General features: G+C 55.1%; 18 protein-coding genes, 1 tRNA gene and 1 other RNA gene. 9 read left to right on the top strand and 11 right to left on the bottom strand.

Annotation, left to right across the window (positions count from 1 at the left end; all coding sequences use genetic code 11):
• Positions 1-59: 59 nt before the first annotated feature.
• Together AArcSt11_RS10000 and acs are read right to left on the bottom strand one after the other, a co-directional pair.
• On the bottom strand, positions 60-2,186 hold the full coding sequence (locus AArcSt11_RS10000; RefSeq protein ID WP_250596769.1) for a bacterio-opsin activator domain-containing protein: 2,127 nt from the start codon (positions 2,184-2,186) through the stop codon (positions 60-62).
• A 127-nt stretch (positions 2,187-2,313) separates the two neighbouring features.
• Complete coding sequence (gene acs, locus AArcSt11_RS09995; protein WP_250596761.1) at positions 2,314-4,251, bottom strand: acetate--CoA ligase; 1,938 nt, start codon at positions 4,249-4,251, stop codon at positions 2,314-2,316.
• A gap of 97 nt (positions 4,252-4,348) precedes the next feature.
• Between acs and AArcSt11_RS09990 the strand changes: the two genes are divergently transcribed.
• Both AArcSt11_RS09990 and AArcSt11_RS09985 read left to right on the top strand, forming a co-directional pair.
• Positions 4,349-5,110: a DUF2797 domain-containing protein gene (locus AArcSt11_RS09990; protein ID WP_250596758.1), complete on the top strand. Its 762-nt coding sequence runs from the start codon at positions 4,349-4,351 to the stop codon at positions 5,108-5,110.
• A 52-nt stretch (positions 5,111-5,162) separates the two neighbouring features.
• Positions 5,163-5,528, top strand: a complete 366-nt coding sequence (locus AArcSt11_RS09985) for a hypothetical protein (protein ID WP_250596756.1) — start codon at positions 5,163-5,165, stop codon at positions 5,526-5,528.
• Positions 5,529-5,544: 16 nt separating this feature from the next.
• Here the strand turns inward: AArcSt11_RS09985 and AArcSt11_RS09980 are convergent, their stop codons facing one another.
• Positions 5,545-5,895: a DUF7344 domain-containing protein gene (locus AArcSt11_RS09980; protein WP_250596754.1), complete on the bottom strand. Its 351-nt coding sequence runs from the start codon at positions 5,893-5,895 to the stop codon at positions 5,545-5,547.
• A 256-nt stretch (positions 5,896-6,151) separates the two neighbouring features.
• On the opposite strand from AArcSt11_RS09980, the gene AArcSt11_RS09975 reads away from it, so the two are divergent.
• From AArcSt11_RS09975 to AArcSt11_RS09965, 3 genes are all read left to right on the top strand, one after another.
• On the top strand, positions 6,152-6,424 hold the full coding sequence (locus AArcSt11_RS09975; protein WP_250596752.1) for a ribonuclease P protein component 4: 273 nt from the start codon (positions 6,152-6,154) through the stop codon (positions 6,422-6,424).
• Positions 6,425-6,524: 100 nt separating this feature from the next.
• Complete coding sequence (locus tag AArcSt11_RS09970; protein WP_250596750.1) at positions 6,525-6,770, top strand: YhbY family RNA-binding protein; 246 nt, start codon at positions 6,525-6,527, stop codon at positions 6,768-6,770.
• Complete coding sequence (locus AArcSt11_RS09965) at positions 6,770-7,642, top strand: mechanosensitive ion channel family protein (protein ID WP_254714813.1); 873 nt, start codon at positions 6,770-6,772, stop codon at positions 7,640-7,642. The genes AArcSt11_RS09970 and AArcSt11_RS09965 overlap by 1 nt, the downstream gene beginning before the upstream one ends.
• Before the next feature lie 314 nt (positions 7,643-7,956).
• Here AArcSt11_RS09965 and ffs read toward each other — a convergent pair.
• Both ffs and AArcSt11_RS09955 read right to left on the bottom strand, forming a co-directional pair.
• Positions 7,957-8,268: signal recognition particle sRNA (gene ffs / locus AArcSt11_RS09960), an RNA gene on the bottom strand.
• Positions 8,269-8,357: 89 nt separating this feature from the next.
• Positions 8,358-8,777 carry a DUF7548 family protein gene (locus AArcSt11_RS09955; RefSeq protein WP_250596748.1) on the bottom strand — a complete coding sequence of 140 codons (420 nt, stop codon included), beginning with the start codon at positions 8,775-8,777 and terminating at the stop codon, positions 8,358-8,360.
• A 92-nt stretch (positions 8,778-8,869) separates the two neighbouring features.
• On the opposite strand from AArcSt11_RS09955, the gene AArcSt11_RS09950 reads away from it, so the two are divergent.
• Positions 8,870-9,238 carry a DUF5798 family protein gene (locus AArcSt11_RS09950; RefSeq protein WP_250596745.1) on the top strand — a complete coding sequence of 123 codons (369 nt, stop codon included), beginning with the start codon at positions 8,870-8,872 and terminating at the stop codon, positions 9,236-9,238.
• Positions 9,239-9,255: 17 nt separating this feature from the next.
• Here AArcSt11_RS09950 and AArcSt11_RS09945 read toward each other — a convergent pair whose 3' ends face one another.
• From AArcSt11_RS09945 to AArcSt11_RS09935, 3 genes are all read right to left on the bottom strand, one after another.
• Positions 9,256-9,657 carry a CoA-binding protein gene (locus AArcSt11_RS09945; protein WP_250596741.1) on the bottom strand — a complete coding sequence of 134 codons (402 nt, stop codon included), beginning with the start codon at positions 9,655-9,657 and terminating at the stop codon, positions 9,256-9,258.
• 40 nt (positions 9,658-9,697) lie between these two features.
• Entirely contained in the window at positions 9,698-10,318 is a 621-nt protein-coding gene (locus AArcSt11_RS09940; RefSeq protein ID WP_250596739.1) for an RAD55 family ATPase, read from the bottom strand.
• Between the two features lie 132 nt (positions 10,319-10,450).
• Entirely contained in the window at positions 10,451-11,305 is an 855-nt protein-coding gene (locus AArcSt11_RS09935; RefSeq protein WP_250596738.1) for a geranylgeranylglycerol-phosphate geranylgeranyltransferase, read from the bottom strand.
• Between the two features lie 132 nt (positions 11,306-11,437).
• On the opposite strand from AArcSt11_RS09935, the gene AArcSt11_RS09930 reads away from it, so the two are divergent.
• From AArcSt11_RS09930 to AArcSt11_RS09920, 3 genes are all read left to right on the top strand, one after another.
• Positions 11,438-11,512: transfer RNA gene (locus AArcSt11_RS09930), tRNA-Arg, on the top strand.
• 272 nt (positions 11,513-11,784) lie between these two features.
• Positions 11,785-15,663, top strand: a complete 3,879-nt coding sequence (locus AArcSt11_RS09925; RefSeq protein WP_250596737.1) for an Eco57I restriction-modification methylase domain-containing protein — start codon at positions 11,785-11,787, stop codon at positions 15,661-15,663.
• 590 nt (positions 15,664-16,253) lie between these two features.
• A complete protein-coding gene (locus AArcSt11_RS09920; protein WP_250596735.1) occupies positions 16,254-16,970 on the top strand; it encodes a hypothetical protein in 717 nt (238 codons plus the stop codon).
• 159 nt (positions 16,971-17,129) lie between these two features.
• On the opposite strand, the gene AArcSt11_RS09915 is transcribed toward AArcSt11_RS09920, so the two are convergent.
• The 3 genes from AArcSt11_RS09915 to AArcSt11_RS09905 all read right to left on the bottom strand — a co-directional run bounded on the left by AArcSt11_RS09915 (position 17,130) and on the right by AArcSt11_RS09905 (position 20,365).
• Positions 17,130-17,888: an endonuclease NucS domain-containing protein gene (locus AArcSt11_RS09915; RefSeq protein ID WP_250596733.1), complete on the bottom strand. Its 759-nt coding sequence runs from the start codon at positions 17,886-17,888 to the stop codon at positions 17,130-17,132.
• 77 nt (positions 17,889-17,965) lie between these two features.
• Entirely contained in the window at positions 17,966-19,162 is a 1,197-nt protein-coding gene (locus tag AArcSt11_RS09910) for a DUF8743 domain-containing protein (protein WP_250596731.1), read from the bottom strand.
• 282 nt (positions 19,163-19,444) lie between these two features.
• Positions 19,445-20,365 (bottom strand): hypothetical protein, encoded by a 921-nt coding sequence (locus AArcSt11_RS09905; RefSeq protein WP_250596730.1) that lies wholly within the window; start codon positions 20,363-20,365, stop codon positions 19,445-19,447.
• Positions 20,366-20,436: the final 71 nt, after the last annotated feature.

The raw sequence follows: 20,436 nt of genomic DNA, 5'->3' as shown, positions 1-20,436 counted from the left end.
ATGTAGGGGCCCGGAGCAGCCTGCGGACTGCACCCTAGATGCTTAATCGTTCGACCATCTTATTCGGGCTCAGACCCCTCGAAGAACGCCTGCATAAGCACGTGCTGGCCTTTCCGGAGATGGTTGTGCAGGGTCGGCGACGAGACCCCCATCGAGTCGGCAACCTCCTCGGCAGTGCTTCCTCGTGGCCAGTCGAAATACCCGCCGTAGTACGCAGCCTGCAGACACGACTCCTGACGATCCGTCAGTCGGTCGTCGACCCCTTCCCGGAACTCCCGAACGGTGCGGACCGGCCGCTCGATTTCGGTCTTGCCCACGAGTTCGATCCGCGGAAACGCAGTTTCGAGTCCCTCGACAAACGTTCGGGGATCGGCGTCCCGTGCAATTTCAGCAAGTAGCGTTCCCTCACCGGATTCGAACGTCGCATCGGTGATCGTCCCGCCGTACGCTGTAAGCGTCAACAGCGGGGAATCGCCGCTGACGACGAACTCGAGTAACGCCCCATCCTCATGACTCTCGACGAGCCGGAACTCATCGACACCGCGATGCTCGGCCGCGCGGTCGAACACCGGGGCAGGATCTCCACCCGAGAGGGTAACGAAAAAGAGGAGTGCGGATTCGGAGACCGGGACGATCGACTCCAGGGCGAACCGACAGTCGAGTTCGTCCGAAGCAGTGACGAAGAATGATCGGCCATCGGCACACCAGAACTCCAGTTCGACGATCGAATCGGACAGCAGCAGTTTTCGTCGCTGAGCCGCGGTGATCGTGTGTCCAACGCGTCGGCCAAACGACGAGAGTGCGTCACGCTCCCAGCGTTCAGGGTGGCGCTCCGTTGCGAGAACGAGAACCCCGTACGTCGTTTGTCGGTGCTGCAGGGGAACGGCGATAATCGACTCGACGCTCTGTTCAGTATCGAGTCGCGACCCGGTACAGACTGACTCCGTTCGGACCGCTTCCTGCCACGGCGTCTCGGAGTCGGCCTCGTCGATGCGATCGATCATCGCTTCGAGCGACGCGTCGTCGATCTCGGCCGAGACCGACGGCGTAAAGCGTTGTTCCGACAGGTCTGTCGCCCCGATCCACGCGAAGCTGTACGCTGATCCCTCTGTAAGACCCTCACAGACGGCGTGTTCGATCTCGGCTCGGTCTGAAAGCGACAACAGGGAATCACCGACGGTTCGGACCCGTTCAGTCACGTCGATCCACACCTTCGAGGGGCCGCTGGCTGGCGTGAGCTCGCTCCCGGGCGAGTCAAAGACCAGCATCGTAAAGCCGGCCGTCCCGTCATCGTGTCGTCGGGCGGAAACGACCGTCCGACCGTGAAACCGTTCGCCATCAGCACCGAACCACCAGCCATCCGTCTCGTGTGTCCCGGTCTCACGGGCCGCGGAGAGATAGACGTCCCGTTCCCTGTCGTCGGCAGTACCCTGGTCGTAGAACGACGAAAGATGGCGGCCCGATAGGTCACCGCGTTCCCGTACGTCGGCCGCACGCGCATCGTGCCAGCGTTCGACGTACCCGTCGGCATCGAGGCGAACGATCGCCCGTACGGCACTGGCATCACAGAGGACGCGGGAGAGTTCGTCGAAGCTGTCACTCGACCCAGACGGTTCACCACTCCGAGCCTGAACGGATGCAGACGAGAGTGCCTCGACGATCGCGTCCTCATCGATCGGATCGAGGTACTGAACGAGCGTGTCGAGGCTCTGCCAGCCCCCCACTGTACGGACAATACGTGGATCTACATCCTCCTCCACGAGCAGAGTTTCGGCAAAGAACTGCCGGAGATCCGCGGTCGAGACCGATCGAAACCGATCGTTTCCGGTTTGGTCGGCTGCTTCGTCGGTGACCTCGTCGATGAGCATACTGAGTCGTCGCGGCGTGACGTCGACGATCGGCACTTCGGGATCGAGATCGTTACTACGGACGTACCGCTCGAAAGCGCGCGCCAGGTCCGAGTTGAGATAGGTCACACGCGTCGAGTCCCCCTCAGAAACGTCGAGAATCGCGCCCGTACCGACCGAGCGGAGCGCGTCAGGAGAGATTCGAACGATCTCGGATGTCCGCAGTCCGGCCTCCGCGACGAGTCGGACGACCAGCGCCTGTCGATACGTGGTCGCGGCATCGAGGAGACGTTCATACTCGATCCTCGACAGCGCGTCGCCGCGTTCTGAGGCATACATATTTCTCTCTAACGAAGGAATCGAAGTTAGTTTTTCGGCGTTCAGACCGTCATGCGACACATAGTTGAACTACCAGTTAGATACTTGGCAAAACAGTTTCGGCAAATTAAAAGTACCGAAACCGAAGTTACCGATCCCGGATTGCCGCCTGCAGTTCGCCGACACTCTCCGGGTTCCGTAGGGCACTGGTGTCACCGAGCGGTTCGCCGTTCGTCACACTTTCGAGTAGGCGGCGCATGATCTTTCCCGAGCGGGTCTTGGGGAGCTCAGTCGTAAAGACGATCCGGAGCGGAGTCGCAACCGTGCCGATGCTCCGTTCGACGGTTTCGTTGATCAGGTCCCGCAGGGCGTCGTCGCCCATCCGGCCGCTCTCAGTGCTCACGTAGGCGTACAGCATATTGTTCGCCCCTGCGACGACGGCCGCCTCGACGACGCCGTCGACGCCCGCAATCGTCGATTCGACCCTCGTTATTTCGATCCGGACCCCGCCAACGGTCAACACGTCGTCCACCCGACCGAGCACGGAAACGTAGCCGTCCGCGTCAATGCGTGCTCGATCGCCGGTTTCGTACCGCCACCCGTCATCGGTCTCGGTCCAGTACTCCTCGATGAACCGGTCCTCGTCGTCATACAGGGACCGAACCATCGCTGGCCACGGACGGGTGATCGATAAGTATCCGGACTCCCCTTCCGCCACGGAGCTACCGTCAGAACCGACGATATCGAGGTCAGTTCCGGGGAGTGCTGGCCCCGCTGCTCCGGGTTTCATTGGATCGACGCCGGGGAGCGTCGTAACCATCATCGCGCCGGTCTCGGTCTGCCACCAGGTGTCGACGATCGGGCACTCACCGTTCCCGACGTGTTCGTAATACCAGTTCCAGGCACGCGGCCCGATCGGCTCACCGACAGTCCCGAGCAAGCGGAGACTGGACAGGTCGTGAGATTCGGGATACTCCTCGCCCCACTTCATGAACGAGCGGATCGCCGTGGGTGCAGTATAGAACACGTCGACGGCGTTTCGCTCGACGATGTCCCACACGCGGTCGCGTTCGGGGTAATCCGGCGACCCCTCGTACAGCATCGTCGTCGTCCCGAGCGTCAGGGGACCATAGACGATGTAGGAGTGGCCAGTGATCCAGCCGATATCCGCCGAACACCAGTACATGTCCGCCGGTTCGAGGTCGAGGACGGCATGGCTGGTCCACGCGACCTGTGAGAGGTAGCCGCCCGTCGTGTGCTCGACGCCTTTCGGTTCTCCGGTCGTCCCCGAGGTGTACATGAGAAAGAGCATGTCCTCTGCGCTTCGGGGGACCGGATCGACGGTTGCGCCCGCGTGTTCATCAAGTAGCTCGTGATAGTCCCGATCGGCGTCGTCGATCGTATGCGGTAGTGTCTCTCCCAGTCGATCGACGACCACACTTCTGACATCGTGGTCGACTTTCAACAGTGCGTCGTCGGCCTTGTTTTTCAGGTTGAACGCGTTTCCGCGACGGTAGTAGCCGTCGCAAGTGACCAGGTATTCCGAGTCGGCACGCTCGATGCGCGTCCCAAGCGCTTTGCCGGACAGGCCCGCGAAGACCACCGAGTGTGGCGCACCGATCCGCGCGCAGGCGAGCATCGCGATCGGTAGCTCCGGGATCACCGGCATATAGAGAGTGACAACGTCGTCCTCCTCGACACCGAGCCCCCGAAGTGCAGCAGCGAACTCGTTCACCTCACGGTAGAGATCCTGATACGTGTAGGTGCGCGTTTCGCCGAGTTTCCCCTCCCACTTGATCGCCGCGTGGCTCTTACGGCCGGACTCGACGTGGCGGTCAACGCAGTTGTACGCCGCGTTGAGCGTCCCATCGACGAACCACTCGTAGAACGGCGCGTCATCGTCGTTCAGCACCTTTGTCCACGGCTCGGACCAGTCAAGCAGGTCGGCTGCTCGCTCCCAGCACTCGGGCCATCCTTCGTCGAACTCCTCGTGGATCCGCTCGTTCGTGACGTTCGCCTGATCGACGAAGCCCCGTGGCGGATCGACAGTATCCCCTCCGTCGAGGGGTGTGTCACGATCGGACATACCACTAGTTGCGAAGTCCTTCACCCGTGAGGGAGATAAGCGTTCGGCCGGGCCGACAGCAGTGTACATTTAATCGCCGGTCTCCTATCGGAAGCCGATGCAGGTCGTCGGCTACGAAACGGCGTCGAAACCCGGAGCGAGCGGCGCGCTTCTCCTCGCAACCGACGGCGAGATCGAGTGCCTGGAGTTAGACCCGGGTTCGACACTCGACTTTCGGCTCGGGGACCGACACTGTGCCGGAGTGATCGACGGCGACGAGCACAGAGTGTGTACCGCGCCGACAGCACCGTACTGTGACGTCCACGATCGGACGTGGATCTGTGCGCGCTGTACGGGCACCTGTTTAAAAGACGAGATGGACTGTTACGAAGAGCATGCGGTCTACCTCGCCGGGTTCGCCCCGGCGACGTTCAAAGTGGGCGTAACCCGCTCGTGGCGACTCGAAACCCGACTCTACGAGCAGGGAGCCGATCGGGCAGCGCATCTCCATACAGTTTCGAACGGCCGGATCGCCCGAGAACTCGAAGCCGAAATCGCCGAGGAACTCACCGACCGGGTCCGGGTCCCTACGAAGGTCGATGGACTCCACCAGGACGTCGACGAAGCGGCCTGGGGCCGTCTGCTCGACCAGTACGATCCGATCTCGACGATGGATCTCGATCACGGGTTCGATGTGGAGTGCCAGCCGGTCCGGGAGACGATCGCATCGGGAACCATCGTCGGAGTCAAAGGCCGGATCGCGGTCCTCGAAAACGGCACCACGCCGTACGCGGTTGATCTGCGGGATCTCGTTGGCTACGAGATCGACAGAGCGGAAACCGACCGATACCTCCAATCGAGTTTCGCCGCCTTCGAGTGAGGCGACACGCTCGACGAAAACCCTTTTCGGCACAGCGACTGAACGAACGCACATGGCAGACGACGACCAGCAAGACGACGGTGACGAGGAGAAATCGTTCCGCGAGCGCGTCGAGGAGATCCGCGAGAAACGCGCCGAGGAGGGCGAAGATCGAGAGGCACCACCCGAAGGTGGCATGGAAGAGATGATGGGCGGCGGCCCCGGCGGCATGGGTGGCGGCAACCCGTTCGCTCAGATGATGGGCGGTATGATGGGCGGCGGCCCGGGCGGCGCCGGTCCCGGCGGACCTGGCGGTCCCGGTGGTGCATCCGAGGGAGGCAACGAAGAACTGACACGAGAAGTCAGACAGCTCCGCGACGAGGTTCGCGACGTGACCCGGCAGCTTCAGCGGATCGCTGACGCGCTCGAAGACGAGTAAGACGTCTCGGCGACAATCAGTTTTCGGTCGTTCGAGCGAGGAGCTGTGCTATCGCATCGAAGTTCTCGCCAGTCACAACGAGATCCTGCTCCTGGTCGTAGACGACGACGCCCTCGTCTTCGAGTTTCGGGATATCCGAGTGATACAGCATCATGTACGTATCCGTAACCTCCTCTGGATCGATCTCCGTGATATCCGTTCCGTGCTGGCGGACCGTCACCTCTTCGGCGATATCCGGGAGTGTGACGTGACCATGTTCGCGGAGGAGATCGAGCGCCTCCCGACGGCGGCGGGTAGAAAGCAGCTCGAACGACCGGCTCGTGGGAAGGGCTGGCTCGTACTCGTCTGCCGTTGATTCGGAATCCACACGAGAGCTGTCCTCGGTCATCATCCGTAAATTTCAGGTTCGCAGTGATACGTATTGTGGTTCATCGTTTGGTGAACAATAGCTTCACGAGTACGAGCGCGTGCGCAGTCACGTGTTTCGGGGAGCGTTCGGATACCCGATAGGGGAAAACAAAAAATACTTGTCCTTCTCTTGCAGATGTATTGCTGGGGCATTACTGGACGTCCTCTCTCCTTGTCCGTACTGCCCCGGAATCCCCCACTCCCCCCACTTTCCAATGACTATCGCCGACGAGCGCATCGAGCGTCTACAGGAGCTGGCTGCCGATGCTGTCGAGGACGATGAGCCGGAGCTGGCGCGTGAATACGTCCGACTGGCGCGGCGTGTCGCCGAGCGGAAGCGAAGATCGCTCCCGAAATCGTTCAAGCGATTCACCTGTGATGACTGTGATGCGTACCTCCAGCCTGGGAATAACGCTCGCGTGCGAGCACAGGACGGCCACATCGTGATCACGTGTGACTGTGGACATCACTCGCGCTATCCGTACTGACTCCAGATCGGAGCTATCGACCCTGGAGCGACGCTTTTGCCGGTTTTCGGCGGGAGAGCGCCCAAAAGAGTAAAACCCGTGCGCTAAAAAGGGATGGTGTATGACTTCAGAGGCGTTACAGCGAGAGATTCACGACCTGGACGTAACAGTGTGGGTTGGGAAAAGTGGGATCGAGACAGTGACAGACGAGCTCGCGGATCAGCTCGACGACCGGAAGCTGGTGAAAATAAAGTTCCTTCGAGCGGCGCGGGGGCACGCCACTGCCGAGGAACTGGCAGAGGACCTGGCCGAAAAAGTAAACGCTGACGTCGTGCAGAGCCGCGGCCACACGGCGGTGATGCACTGATGGGTGCGATTCAGGAACTGCTGGTCGATCTGGGTCTGGGTGTGGGAATCGCCGGGACGATCGAGTCAGTTGCACTGTTCGTGATTGCCTTTATCGCCATCTACGTAATCGGGAAACGGACCGTGCTTCCGGTCACTGACAGAGCGCTTGAGCGGCGAGATCTGGACGATCACGCACGAAAGCCGCTGGTGAAACTCGTCTCCTTTGGCGTCATCTTCGTCGCAATCGCCGTCGCCTTTGGCTTCGCCGGCTTCGGGAACTTCCTGTCGTCGCTCGCGACGATCGCCGCTGCGCTCGCACTGGCAATCGGTCTGGCGACGCAAAACATCATCAGTAACTTCGTCTCCGGCGTGTTCATCTACGCCGACAAGCCGTTCCGCATCGGCGACTGGATCGAGTGGGACGGCAACTCCGGTGTGGTCGAGGACATCAGCCTCCGTGTCACGCGCGTCCGGACGTTCGACAACGAGATTCTGACAGTGCCCAACTCCGATCTGACTGCGAACGTCGTCAAGAACCCTGTCGCAAAGGAGAAGCTGCGCCTGAAGTTCGTCTTCGGCATCGGCTACGACGACGACATCCAGAAAGCCACCGAGATCATCGTCGAGGAGGCCGAAAAACTGGACGGGATCATGGACGATCCCGCGCCGTCGGTCCGTCTGACGGAGCTGAACGACTCGGACGTCGGCCTGCAGTCCCGTGTCTGGATCGCCGACCCGAGCCGAGCGGACTTCGTCAAGACGCGTGGCGAGTTCATCACGAACGTCAAAGCCCGCTTCGACGAGGCAGGGATCGATATCCCGTACCCACAGCGCGAACTGGAGGGCGATTTCGAGCTCACCAACCGTGCGGCGCTCGGCGCGGACGACTAACGGCGACTCCGTTCAAGCAGTCTTTTTTGAAACGACGAAATCGTGTTATAGAGCGGGTCACAGAGGTGGTGTTCACCTGTCCGAATCAGCCGACAAGTACGCATACGTATACAATGTAACATTGTAACATTATTTACAAGGTTGCAGATCGGCAGAGCAGCGCTCTGGAACTGTCGGATTGCCCCTCTTTCGAGGCTCTGTTCGGTCTCCTCACAGGGGCCTCACGCAATGCTGGTGCGGCACAAGCGCCCGTACCACCGCAACTGCTACGATGAGAACACAGCTACCGCTTTGCACTCGAATACGATATGAATGAACGGACGCCCGGAGTTGCCCGGCGTTCCCGGCCGGGGAAGCCCGGTTGCCTCCTCCGCCCCGCGACCCCTCGAGCGACCATCGTCCAGCGGTTCGCTGCTCGCTTCCGCGCCTGACGAACTGCCGCCGGCGAATCGCGACGTGACGCCCCTGCGGGCGGACGCCGCGAACCGTGGCCCCCGAGGGACGAGGTTTCCACGTCGGCTTCCGGGGCCCGAACGGGTCTGTCCGGACGCATCCGGGGTTCGGTCCCCGCTAAAGACCATAGTGCGGGTTGTGAGCAGGGCCTAACTGCCCGACCTAGTCCACCTCTTACTACCTTTCGGCCTCTTAAGGGCCTTTCGACTTTCGGAGAGAACTGGCGTCTCTTCCTGCGATCCCCCGCGCGGAATAGCCGCGTCTAGAGGACGTCGAGTGTCACTGCATACCAGACGCCAGCGATGGGAACAAGCGCCGACAGCCCAACGAGTGCCCACCGATGATAGCCCAGCCACGTTTCGGTCCCGAGTTGCTGGACGAACGCCGCCGGAACGGACAGCGCCCAGACCAGTGTGGAGCCAAGTATAAAGAGTCCAAAAACGAGCGTTGCCCCCGCCATCATCACTGGATCGGAACGTCCCTGTCGGCCCGCAGCGAAGGCAACGAGGGCGACGGTCGTCAGTATAGTGACGACCCATAGACCGACACCACCGTGATCGTAGTAGGCCGCGATGCCCCCGGCACCTGCCTCCGACAGCAACAGGTACGGCAGCGCTACGAGCACAAGGATCAACACACAGGCGGCGATACCGAGCGTCGGCGGAGTCCGGGGCTGTGTCACAAATGTCACTCACACATCCGACAGTATAAATACGACGTTCTGCTGGGGGATGGATCGGAAAACCCACAAGTCACCGGCACGAACCGGACGATATGGGTTTCGGAGACACCGCAAAGAAGATCCAGACGCTCGCCGACCGGGCCGAACATCTGATCGCACAGCTCAAAGACGTCCGCGAGCGGGTCATCGAACTCGAAGAGGGGATCGAGGAGACCAACGGGCGAGTCAATGAACTGGAAAACGACTCGGAGAAACAGCTCGTCCTGCTGAAAGCTATCGCTCGCGAGCAGGGAATCGACGCCGACGAGGTGCTCGCAGAAGCGGCGATAGAGGAGGCAGAAGGCGAGGACGAAGTATCGGAGGAAGACGAACCATCAGCGGACGAGAGAGGGGCCGAAACGACCGAGTCGACGAACGAAAGCGACGAGGAAGACCCCGTCGAAGACACCATCGAAAACTGACACAGTTCCTCGACTTCTCACTGCCGTCGCACGTGTTCTACTTTGAGACAGCGATCCTGGACGACATCGATCCCGGCCTCACGTGCTCGGGTGACTGCGTCATCGTCGCTGATGCCGAGCTGCAACCAGAGAAACTCTACATCATCTCGTTCGAGGACGCTATCAACGATGCCGGACACTTCCTCTGACGGACGGAAAACGTCGACGAGATCGACTTCATGTGGGACGTCGGTGAGCGAATCATACGCCTTGCGCCCCAGAATCTCGTCCGCGTACGGATTGACCGGAATCACGTCGTACCCGTTCGAATCGAGGTAGCTCGGCACGTCGTGGGCGTCTTTGCCCGGCGTCGACGAACAGCCGACGACGGCGATCGTCTCGCTATCCAGTGCAGCAGTGATCAGCTGGTCGATATCCATACCCGCGTATATACGACGAGCGTACAAAAGCGCTCGAACCCTACTGGGCCGTTCGCAGACGCGGCGGTTCCGCGTCGTTTTCCGATAGTTCGACGACACCATCGAACAACTGGGTGAGCGTATTCATCGTCTGATCATCGTGGGCCGTGGAGTCGATCACGTACAACCCGAGCCCATTTGCGCTCTGAACACGGCCGGTAAAGACGTGGAGGAACCGGAACACAGTCTGGAGATCGGAATACATCAGTAGCGTGGAGACCGAATGCATGAGTACACGGTTCTGCTGGAGACCCCTGCGTTCGTAGAAATCCTGCAAGAACTCGGAAAGCTTGATACCGATCCCGGTCATATCGACTGGGGAAGATGCGTATTTTAGCTGTGGCCCGTCTTCGGCATTGCCTACCCCCCGCTGTTTCGTGACACAGTCGACAACTCCGAGCGGTCTGTTTTCGATATCGTCGATACGCTTTTTGTACTCGCTGAGGATTTTGTCGCCGCTGTCCTTGGTCGTAACTACGATCGCCCCCTCGTCCTGTCGGGTGCCGTCGGCGAGGATATCGAGCGCCAGACGACGTTTCCCCGAGAGTGGGGGCCCCGTGATCAGGAGGTTCGTGCCAGACTCGAGTTCGGCGTCCGGTAGGACGTCTGCCAGATCATACATGATATGCCCTCATATGCTGGACAGCTTTGCGCTGTTGCCGGTGAGAGTCGTAGTGTAAATATACCGAGAACCACATATAGTACTTTTGATCGCCAGTGTTATCGGACAAGAATGGGTAACGGCCATCACCGATCACACTGGCCACGGAAAGACGACGCCCAGCCGCCCGATAATAAACGCGAGTGCTGCCAAAAACATGCCGTATTTGAGATACTGCTGGCCAGCTCGCGGGAGATCGTAACTTCGTATCGCGGCAAATACCATTACTGCGACCGCGGGAGCGACGACGAGGACGTACCCGATCCCGAACGACCCCTGTAGATACGGAACCGGGCTGACGAGAACAGCAACGAGCAACAGGACAGTGCCGACATGCAACGCTTTGCGCTCCCCGATTGCGATCGGGAGCGTGTTCAGCCCTTCCTCACGGTCACCGTCGATATCCTCGACATCCTTGATGATCTCTCTGGTCAACGTCGAGAGCGCCGCCAGCACGAACAGGACTCCTGCAGCCCTCACGTCACCGACGGCGGCCCCCCCGAACAGGAACGTACTGCCGCCGAGATACGCAACCAGCGCGTTTCCAAGTCCCGGCAATCCCTTGAAGAACTCGGTGTACGCGATCAGTGCAATGAGGTTGAACGCCGCAATACCGATCGCAAGCGGCGGGAGCGTCAGAGCAAGCACCGTGGCGAGTGCGAACAGCACGATGCTGAACCACAGCGCCCCGCGCTCGCTTACCGCACCACGCGGGATCGGCCGGTCCGGCTGATTGATCCGGTCGATCTCTCTGTCGAAATAGTCGTTGATCGCGTTGCCAGCTCCGGTCGCCAGCGACGTCGCTGCTACCGCCGCTGCGACCAGCGGGGCGTATTCGGTGGATGCCCCGGCGACGAACGCACCGATGAACGTCAACACTCCGGCCGCGACCGAGTTCATCGGTCGCGTCAACTCAACGTAGCCACGCACCCGCGCCTGGACGTCCATACACACTACTCTCCAAGGCACCCGAAATAAAAGACGCGAAACGGAATACCCCGGAGTGAGTCTTGTTCGCACGGATACCACCGCTCGTGAAATCAGTGGGTTTAACTTTACCCTTCCCGGATCTATGCGTGCGGGCGCTTAGCTCAGCTTGGACAGAGCACTTGGCTTCGGACCAAGATGCCGCGGGTTCAAATCCTGCAGCGCCCATCACACTTCGTCACGTTCCGAATTCACAAGCCAGCAGCATGGTGTATATAAATCTACTGCTGGCACCCCGTCCAGAGTTCGTCACGAATCGTGACTCCAATGCTCCCCTCATGCGATTCGTTAAAGCCAAACACGGTCCGGAGCCACATAATCGTTCACTGCATTACTGAGAGTTTTGTCTATTTTCAGGACCCAGAACGCATGTGGAACCATGTGATTCAACCACAAGATCTCTGAAAGCTTTTTGTGTATACGCAGAAGAATCAATTCACATGTCAAATCAGTCTGATTTCCTTAACGCCCTCCACAATATTGGAAGCCGCATCAACGAGGATATGAGCGAGAAGGATGTTGAAAACGCTTTCCTTAACGAGAATTTCTACACTCTTCTGGGCTACGAGGGCGCGGGCCACGACCTGCGAAGCGAGATGACGCTTCCGGACAACAAGCGTCCGGACTACCTCACCCTCGACGACAACGAATCAGTCATCACGGTTTATGAATTCAAATCAAGCGGTCGTGACCTCAACAACCACACCGACCAACTGTTCCACTACGTGAACGAATTGAAGGCCGACTACGGGGTGCTAACGAACGGTGAGGAACTTCGCCTGTACCGCCGCAACGAATCACATCTCTCCACCATTGTACTCTCCGATGCAACAGGCCAACAGGCACGTGACGCGTTCAAAGCTCTACAGAAACCGGAATGGGATATTACTGACACTAAGAGCGTGAACGATTACCTGAATCGGCTTGAACCGGTTACACTCAATGGTGAACTTGGACGCGAACACTTCTTCGACACATTCCGTTTAGAGGAGGGGAGTGTTTTTGCGGATCTTGTTACTGCGATGATGGACTTACTGCACGAACTGCGCGACGACAAAGAAGCAAAGTTCGTTGAAGGGGCGTACGACTTCTGGGAAGCCAGCTACGCCAACATCCCTGAAGATACACCGGACTCATGGGAGTCGATGCTCCCGAGCAACCGAAAGTCCGACCTGAAGGACTTCATGTTCTGTCTGGAAAGTGGGCACGCGCTCCTTGGACGTCTGCTGCTATCGAAAGCTGCGCAGGACTACGACTTCTTCAAGCAAACCCAATACGAGGGGATGGATGACTACTTTACCGGCCTCTCTGGGTTCTCTTCAGAAATTGATCTAGAGTCCTACCCCGTCGCTGCTGCCAGCCTCATTGAAGACATGCAAGAACAGCTCGTCGAGAGTCTGTTCGAGGACGACATCTTCACGTGGTGGAAAGAGAGTTATCGGGGAGCACTAGCGAGCGGTCACGGGAGCGGTGCGTCTCGGTTCAAAGAAGTCGCGGAAGAAGGGACGGACACAGAATTGAGTGAGGCAACGAGAGAGCGGTTTAGTCGAGCTATTTCGCATACACTGTTTGCGGTGTTGAAGTTCGATTTTGCCAAGATTTCCGGTGATCCCCTCGGGAACCTCTATCAGCGATATTTTGACCCGGAAACTCGGAAGGCACTCGGAGAGTTCTACACGCCTGAGCCGGTTGTGGACTATATAATGGACGGTGTTGATTATGATGTTGGTGTCTCCTCTCAGCGAGTTATTGACCCGGCATGCGGGTCTGGTACTTTCCTCGTTGAAGCAATTGACCGGTATATCCAAGACGTTCGACGGTACGACGAAAACCCGGACTGGACAGAGGAACTCACTGAGTTGTGTACCCACCCGCACGTTGTGGGAGTAGACATTCACCCGTTCGCGGTATTGATGGCGCAGATCCGGTTTATGGTTGCTATCTTGCCGGAGTATCGGGAGGCGAAGCAACAAAATCATGAATTCACCATCCGTAGACTGCCGATTTTCCGCGCAGACACGCTCCGGAATGAACGTGAACTGACCGGTGCTGACATAGGAGAGGCAGAGGAACGGCAGTTGACCTGGGATGCGATGACCGAAGATAACCAGGACGTTCGCGTGCCTGTACCACTCCCTATCGAAGTTGACGATAACGCGGACACACCGGGTGTAGAGACGGATGACGGTTTCCTTGTGAAGCGAATCAGGATGCCGTTGTTTGACACAATTCAGTTGGAAACCGGGGTGGGTAATTTCGGAGAGTATTTTGCTGCCTTACAAGGCGTGCTGGACGTCGTGAAGTGGCATATGAGCGAAGGATACTGGGAGTATCAGGGTGGACTTGAGGCCGGTATTGAACGGTACACCTCACAGGAATATGACGGTGTAGAGGAATTCTTCTCACCATACGTGGACGACATGCTGGAGGTCTCTCGTCAATTGGAAGAGAACCACGATGACGGGAGACTCTTCAAGATGTTTGAGGACACCGTGCTGGCACTCGTGGTGAAGAATTACATGGGGTATGACTACGTCGTCGGAAATCCACCGTACGTTAGTAGTCAAAACATTCCCAACAAACAAAAAGAGATGCTAGCTGAATTGTATCCAGATTCAACTACTGACCAATATGACCTATACTGCCCATTTTTCGAACGAGGATTGGACTGGTTGAGTAAAGGGAACAAACTTGGGTTCATTACTCCGGATCAATTTCTGGTTGCCAACTACGGCAAAGGAGTACGTAAACTGATTCAGGAAAGTGCAGTTGTAGAACAAATACAGGACTTCAGAGATTCTGGAGTTTTTAAGGATGCCACAAATTATCCTGTTATTACTATTCTTGAATTGGAGGAGAACGGGACTGAGCGTAGCAACAATGTTGTTCGGTGTGGTCGAGTAAAGTCAAATATCAATGATGATCGAGAGCAAGAACTCGATGAAGAGATAGTAGAGACACTCAGAGAAGAATATGCGAACCCAGGGTATAGTGATGACTACGTAGACATCTTCGATTTCTCCCAGTCAAGATTTTCAGAATCTCGGTGGCCGATTATGCCGGAACACGAGTGGGAAGTGTTCAAAAAGATTGAGTCAGAAGCCGACCAAACCATCGGGGAAGTTACGGACGCAGTGTTCCAGGGAATAATGACTGGAAAGAAAGGAGTGTATATTGTGGATGTACTTGATGCGGATATAGTGACAGCAGATGATTCTGGAGAAACTGTGACTATTTCTCCCACTGGAAGTGATCAACAATTCAAAATCGAGACAGATACTCTCCGGCCATTTATTGATGGGAGAGAAGTGGAACGTTGGCAGGTGACCTGGGGCGGTCTTCATATCGTTCATCCCTACAGAATGGAGGGTATCGACGATGAACAGGGAAGTGCCGAGTTGATCGATGAAGAAACCCTATCGTCTGACCTACCCCTCACCTTAGAGTATTTTGAAGCACATGAAGATGAACTTCGAGGGCGTTCCAGCCTTGGTAACAAGGAGTGGTATGAGTACAGTAGGCCCCAAAACCTAGAGCGGTTCGAACGTCCCAAGCTGATTCTTTCGAAGATTGCGGACGAAGCTACGTATATGTCCGACACTGAGGGGACATGGTATTTCACGACCCCCTATTCAGTCCTGCTTGAGGAAGATAAAGCAGACCTCGCGCAGGAGATGACCGCTCAATTGAACTCCAAAACTTTGGACTTCTACTTCAAACACATTTCTGCGGTCAAAGCAGGTGGATTCTATGAATACCTGAATCAATACATTACCCCTGTCCCCTGTATGATCAGTGGTGACGGGGAATTCTCACGGATGGAAGATTCCGTAGAGCTCATTCTTTCGGCCCTTCATACTGAAAATAAGACAGGACGCTTTCCAGAAGCGTATCTTGGTGACTACAACGGTGAATTAGAATACATTAACTACGAGTGGCAGACTAATCGGTATCCGGTGAACGCAAGTATCGAGGAAACCAATGACGGGCGATTTGTCGTGACCGCAGGCAACACTGACGAGATCTCTCACCCAGTAATCGACGCAGGGGGCACTGAAGAAAACAAACTTCGTGCAGAATACGTCTATGAAGCGGTTAATGGTCGCAGATATAAGAAAGGGGAAAATGTCACAATCTCGATTCCAGAAGCTCAAAAGGGGGTTGAGCAATTGCTTGGTGCTCTGGAAGCAGACAAGCAATCAGTTGAGAAGATAGACATTGACGAACTGGAAGCCGACATCGATGCGGCTGTATATGATCTTTTTAGCCTGACTGAAGAAGAACGTGACGTTGTGGAGAACTATTTAGAAGTGTTCTGAGTGTTACAATGCTCCCAGAAGGGAGAAACAGTTCAAGTTGACCCTCTGACTATTACGCTCTTGATTTTAGGACCTGTGACGAAAGGGATAGCCAGTTGTTGTTCGACGTATTGAGGGCACTGTGATAGATAATAACTCAACCCGCGTGGAACATCTCGTGAATCCGTACAGCCAGGAGTCGAATAGAGATTGTTATTGCTGATAACCGTTGGTTCTATAGGGTCGCTATGATATTTGAGTGAATTCCATACGCGCAGGTTGTACTGTGTGAAGTGGACTGAGTCATATCCCTTATTTGATTAGGAAATAACATGTCACAATGGAGGTGACACCATCACTATCAAAATGAGTGATAAAGTTGTTGTCGGATGATAATCTGCTGTACTGGTAATATTCGCATTTCCGGGCTTCCGTAACCCCGGCAAATAGCGGGTTAAATCAAAACAGCTGTGATCATTTTTGCGTAATGTAGCATGGAACTCGAAAGAGCTCTTAGACCATACGTGGATGTGACCACCAGCAGGACTCCTACAATGTGTCGGATAGTAAAACAACTAAAGCTAACAGTTGCTAGTGAGTAGCCGTACTCAGTGACTGAAGACAGCTGGCACCATGGGTCGGTTCTGAACGCAGATCAGTTCGCTGCACAGCGAACACTCCCGAAGATCCAACGCTTTGTCGAGGAGTTTCAGGACCGGAATGAGCTCAGTGAATTGCAGACAATTTTAACCTCAAGTGCACGTCTTGGTGGGAATGTTGTTGGACAGCGACCAGAGCGATTCACTGAAGAATTCCTCATTGAACCTTGTCTGGAGGCCCTCGGTTATGAGAACATTCGAGCACGCCCGAGTGAACTTGCCACCACCAATCGAAAGGAACCAGATTACGCCGTCGAGGCTGACTATGAGGACCTCATTTGCCTGGTTGAAGCGAAGGCTCTCACGCTCTTGGGACAAGAGACAACTCTTGAGGAGAACTCTGATGTTGAGCAAATTCGCGGGTACCTGGAAGAAAATTTTTCAACCAAATATAGAACTGGTCTCCAGCAAAAGTACCTCGTGGGTATTTTGACCGACGGTGTCTACTGGGTTTTGTTTGGAAAGCCAGTGGGATGTTCTGATCCAGAGCCGCTTCATGGAATCTCGCTCAAACCAACCATCGAGCGAGCTATCAAAGCAAAACAACACCCTACTCAGACCAGTGATTCCTGGCGGGTTGAAGAACGAAATAGGCTTGAGGCTGATTTCTCTTCGAGGTTCTCACCAAATCAAGTGTACAAGGCTATACTCTCAGAATTTTCAGAATGACTCAAGCCCTCGGTCCTAACTCGGTCCCATCCGACATATAGGAAAGAGTTATACAGTAGACACATAAGTCCTCTCAAGAGGAATACAGTGAGGTAACCAACATCAGCGAGCAATACAGGGCTCAAAAAAGCATTGTCTATTAGTTATTTTGCAGAACCATCATTCCCAATTCCCCAATGAAGATTGTTCAGGGCCCAGATCTTGATGTTGAAACTCTGTAATTCGACGTTTTTCAAGTCCAGTTTCACGGAGTTCCCGTTTGGTTTTCTCTCCGAACTCAGGCGCTACCAGAATACCCCTCACTGATGCTTGACTAGTACGATTACAATGTTTCACATATCGCTGTAGCTGATCAACATCCGAGAGCTCTGCATATCGAATTTTGATCTCAATAATGACCTGATTCCCCTCCTTGTCAGCAGCCACGAAATCTATCCTGCCCACGTCGGTGGGGTATTCGTGATGCAGTATCCGTAACCCATCTTCTAGAACTTCCGGGTTGGATTCGATGAATTTGTGCATTTCATCCTCAGTTTCCCTGTGCACTGGCTCAACGTCATCTGAAGCATCGTAGACCACCGCCAGTGCGACGTCCATGAGATGAATACGTATTGTGTTGCTACCCTTCGATTTGCTACCATAGAGGAGAAAACCATCTTCCTTGGAATACAGCTCAAGCGTGCTATTTACTCCCTGCCGGGCGATTGCTTGAGCCCAATTTGGACGGTGAACTGAGACAGCTCCATCAGGCTTACACAGGATAATTCGTTGTCCAACACCAATGGAACCGTTCCTATCTCCACTCCACTCGACAGAGCAATTCGCAAAAATCACGAGTACCTTATTCAGTCCTTGTGCCGCTGAAAGTGTACTTTTGAGAGTCTCAAAATCAGGCTCTATGATCTGGTCTACGACCATATAGATGTACCCCGTATTGCCATAGCAACTATTAGCTCTCCTGCACGTTGATAAGAAACTTCGTCAATCGAGCACGCTCACAACAGTTCGTCGGTGTTCTTCGCGTTCCGAAGGTCCCCCAGCGTGGTATATCGAAGCGACTGCGGCCACTTGTTTTCGAATGGAATTGGGTCTTCTATTTCGTACAGCGAGTTCTCTTCAAACACCACAACCTTCTTGTTCGGGTCGAAGCCAGCCTGGGCGTCTTCGGAACCAGATTCAGAGTACGCTTCTAGTGGACGGGCGAGGTCTGCATCCTGTGCTGAAACGACTTCCGCCACTCTCGCAATATATTTCACTTCTTGATCATCCCCTGAGACATACATAGCGGCGAAGTCAGGCTCTCGGCCAATTCGAACGAAGCCCCATGCGTTGTTCTCCTTCAGGAAGTCTACGCCCGACTGCTTCGTTGGGAATACAACAACCTCTGCATCACTCGGACCATCAACCTCGTTCCGGCTGAGAGTTCCTGTTATTGCGCTTTCCGTAGAGCCTATCGTGCTCTTTTCAATCGGTTTCTTTTGAATCGATTTATTGGGCCCCTGTGACTGAGATTGCTCACCATCATCCTCGTCCGTGTTGATGTCCTGGATGAGTCGATCGATCATCTCTTTCGCCTGCACCGTGGCCTGAGACGTAATATCGCCGGGGACATTCTCGGCCAACTCCTTTGCAAGAACAGTCGCAAATTCGTCTTTTCGGTTCTCCAGTTCTGTTCGGGTCCGTTCCAGCTCCCGTATCTTGTTGAGGATATTCACCCACTCCTCATTCTGGATGTTATCCTTCTGAAACGCTTCCAAGATCGTCAGTATCTCTGGGAGCTCCTTGACGTGGGCCTTTGTGAGCCTATTTACGTTCACTCTCGAATCCACTACTTCGCGTCGGAAGAACTCGTACTCCTCACCATTCGTGAGAATGCCCAGATTCACGTCCTCGCTTTTCATGTACTCCTTGATCTGCTCTCTATTGTCGTCTGAGAGTGCTGTATCGAGCCCCTTTGCTTCGAGAAACGCAACTGGCATACCATCCAAGACTAGCGCATAGTCCACTCGGAAGGTCCTTCCAAAGGCCTTGACAGAGTACTCCAACTGCGTGTTTTTTGGAATTTCCCATCCGAGAAGATCGAGGAAGTTCCGTAAAATAGCAGCCTTAGTGGTTGCCTCACCCATTTGCGGTGAATCATCAATTATGGCTTGTGTCTGCTGAGTGTACTCTCTCACCGCATCATCGTCCATGTTTCTAGACGGATTTTCGGGCCAGCATTATTAAGCTACCTTGCATTTCCTGGAAATGGTTACTTTCGTATAGCGTAATTCAACTACCATGACACTGGTCTCGTAATCCACTATTGAAGAAAGGTGATGTTTTGTCTCTGTTGAAGACCTTGGAAATTAATAGAAGATCTGCGCTGAATGTAGAGCGCACCTGCAGGACGGTAGATTTGTCTGTTTCATACTGAAACGCATTGGAATACCAGTTAATAGCTCTGCGTATTCAATGAAGTATCCGACTACAGATTAGCTTGGATTTAGTTCGCTATTCAACACACGGGCGTTCTCTCGAAGCCGGTCAGACTTAATCCAGTGACTGGCGTGCCATGTTGTAATTACCCACAAATCTTCGACCTCCACGTAGAACAGGCCTGCGTAGGCACCTTCTCTGAACGTCGAGTTGAAACTCTTCGTCACCGGAACTTCGTCCGAATAAGCTTCAATAAGGTCCTCTGGACGTTCAGAGTAATTACGTTCAAGATACTCCCAAACAGTGACCCAACCATGCTTCCCGACGCTGACCAATACTTTCGGATCAACGACATCGAAAACCTCCTCCGCGAAACGTTCCCTTGCAAACCCGTAGTCAGGACCGCCGAGATCATCGATATAACCAATATCTTGAGTCGCTAACTTGTACATCCAAGTATAGCAAACTTCATCAAAGAAACCGTCTGGCGAGGAATCTCCACCGTAGTTCAAATAGTCCTCCAATTGGCCGGATCCGTCCATCAAATCTAGCTCCTCGCGGAGAATCTCAATTAACTCCGCGAAACTATTCTTATTATGTGTCAAGAAACCGTCCAAGTTTGATGCAACGATAGAAGCCTTATGACAGAGATCGGCTCCTGCCTCATACTGACGGCGGTACTCGCCATCCGTGAATGTAGAAAGTTCAATCGTACTCTGCATCCCTGGGTTCAACGTCGCAATCATCACGTCCTGATCGATGGTCGGTGCCACTCGATAAAAAATCTCTAAAGGAAAATCGGCATCTTGCAAGAACTCTCTGACCTCTTTTTTGTCAGTGATCCGGCCTTCCTGAAACGCATTCAATTCTTCAAGGTATTTGGACGCGTCATTGATTCCATTCTCTCTGATGGAAGATACGTAGTCTTGAATAAGACTCCGGTGGAGTTCCTCTGCCTCTGTACTAAGAGTAGTCATAAACGATGGGTGATTTGGCTCTGGTGAATCACTAGACAGCACCGGAACGAACCGTCAGAACTAGGAAGTTG

Origin of the sequence: Natranaeroarchaeum aerophilus (assembly GCF_023638055.1) — an archaeon.
GTDB lineage: Archaea > Halobacteriota > Halobacteria > Halobacteriales > Natronoarchaeaceae > Natranaeroarchaeum > Natranaeroarchaeum aerophilum.
Note: the sequence above shows the minus strand (reverse complement) of the source record. Positions and strands in the feature narration are given on the sequence as shown.

Bases quoted from the DNA above. Each gene is read 5' to 3' on its own strand.
- AArcSt11_RS10000 (WP_250596769.1), bottom strand. From the start codon at position 2,186: ATGTATGCCTCAGAACGCGGCGACGCGCTGTCGAGGATCGAGTATGAA.
- acs (WP_250596761.1), bottom strand. From the start codon at position 4,251: ATGTCCGATCGTGACACACCCCTCGACGGAGGGGATACTGTCGATCCG.
- AArcSt11_RS09990 (WP_250596758.1), top strand. From the start codon at position 4,349: ATGCAGGTCGTCGGCTACGAAACGGCGTCGAAACCCGGAGCGAGCGGC.
- AArcSt11_RS09985 (WP_250596756.1), top strand. From the start codon at position 5,163: ATGGCAGACGACGACCAGCAAGACGACGGTGACGAGGAGAAATCGTTC.
- AArcSt11_RS09975 (WP_250596752.1), top strand. From the start codon at position 6,152: ATGACTATCGCCGACGAGCGCATCGAGCGTCTACAGGAGCTGGCTGCC.
- AArcSt11_RS09970 (WP_250596750.1), top strand. From the start codon at position 6,525: ATGACTTCAGAGGCGTTACAGCGAGAGATTCACGACCTGGACGTAACA.
- AArcSt11_RS09965 (WP_254714813.1), top strand. From the start codon at position 6,770: ATGGGTGCGATTCAGGAACTGCTGGTCGATCTGGGTCTGGGTGTGGGA.
- AArcSt11_RS09950 (WP_250596745.1), top strand. From the start codon at position 8,870: ATGGGTTTCGGAGACACCGCAAAGAAGATCCAGACGCTCGCCGACCGG.
- AArcSt11_RS09945 (WP_250596741.1), bottom strand. From the start codon at position 9,657: ATGGATATCGACCAGCTGATCACTGCTGCACTGGATAGCGAGACGATC.
- AArcSt11_RS09940 (WP_250596739.1), bottom strand. From the start codon at position 10,318: ATGTATGATCTGGCAGACGTCCTACCGGACGCCGAACTCGAGTCTGGC.
- AArcSt11_RS09935 (WP_250596738.1), bottom strand. From the start codon at position 11,305: ATGGACGTCCAGGCGCGGGTGCGTGGCTACGTTGAGTTGACGCGACCG.
- AArcSt11_RS09925 (WP_250596737.1), top strand. From the start codon at position 11,785: ATGTCAAATCAGTCTGATTTCCTTAACGCCCTCCACAATATTGGAAGC.
- AArcSt11_RS09915 (WP_250596733.1), bottom strand. From the start codon at position 17,888: ATGGTCGTAGACCAGATCATAGAGCCTGATTTTGAGACTCTCAAAAGT.
- AArcSt11_RS09910 (WP_250596731.1), bottom strand. From the start codon at position 19,162: ATGGACGATGATGCGGTGAGAGAGTACACTCAGCAGACACAAGCCATA.
- AArcSt11_RS09905 (WP_250596730.1), bottom strand. From the start codon at position 20,365: ATGACTACTCTTAGTACAGAGGCAGAGGAACTCCACCGGAGTCTTATT.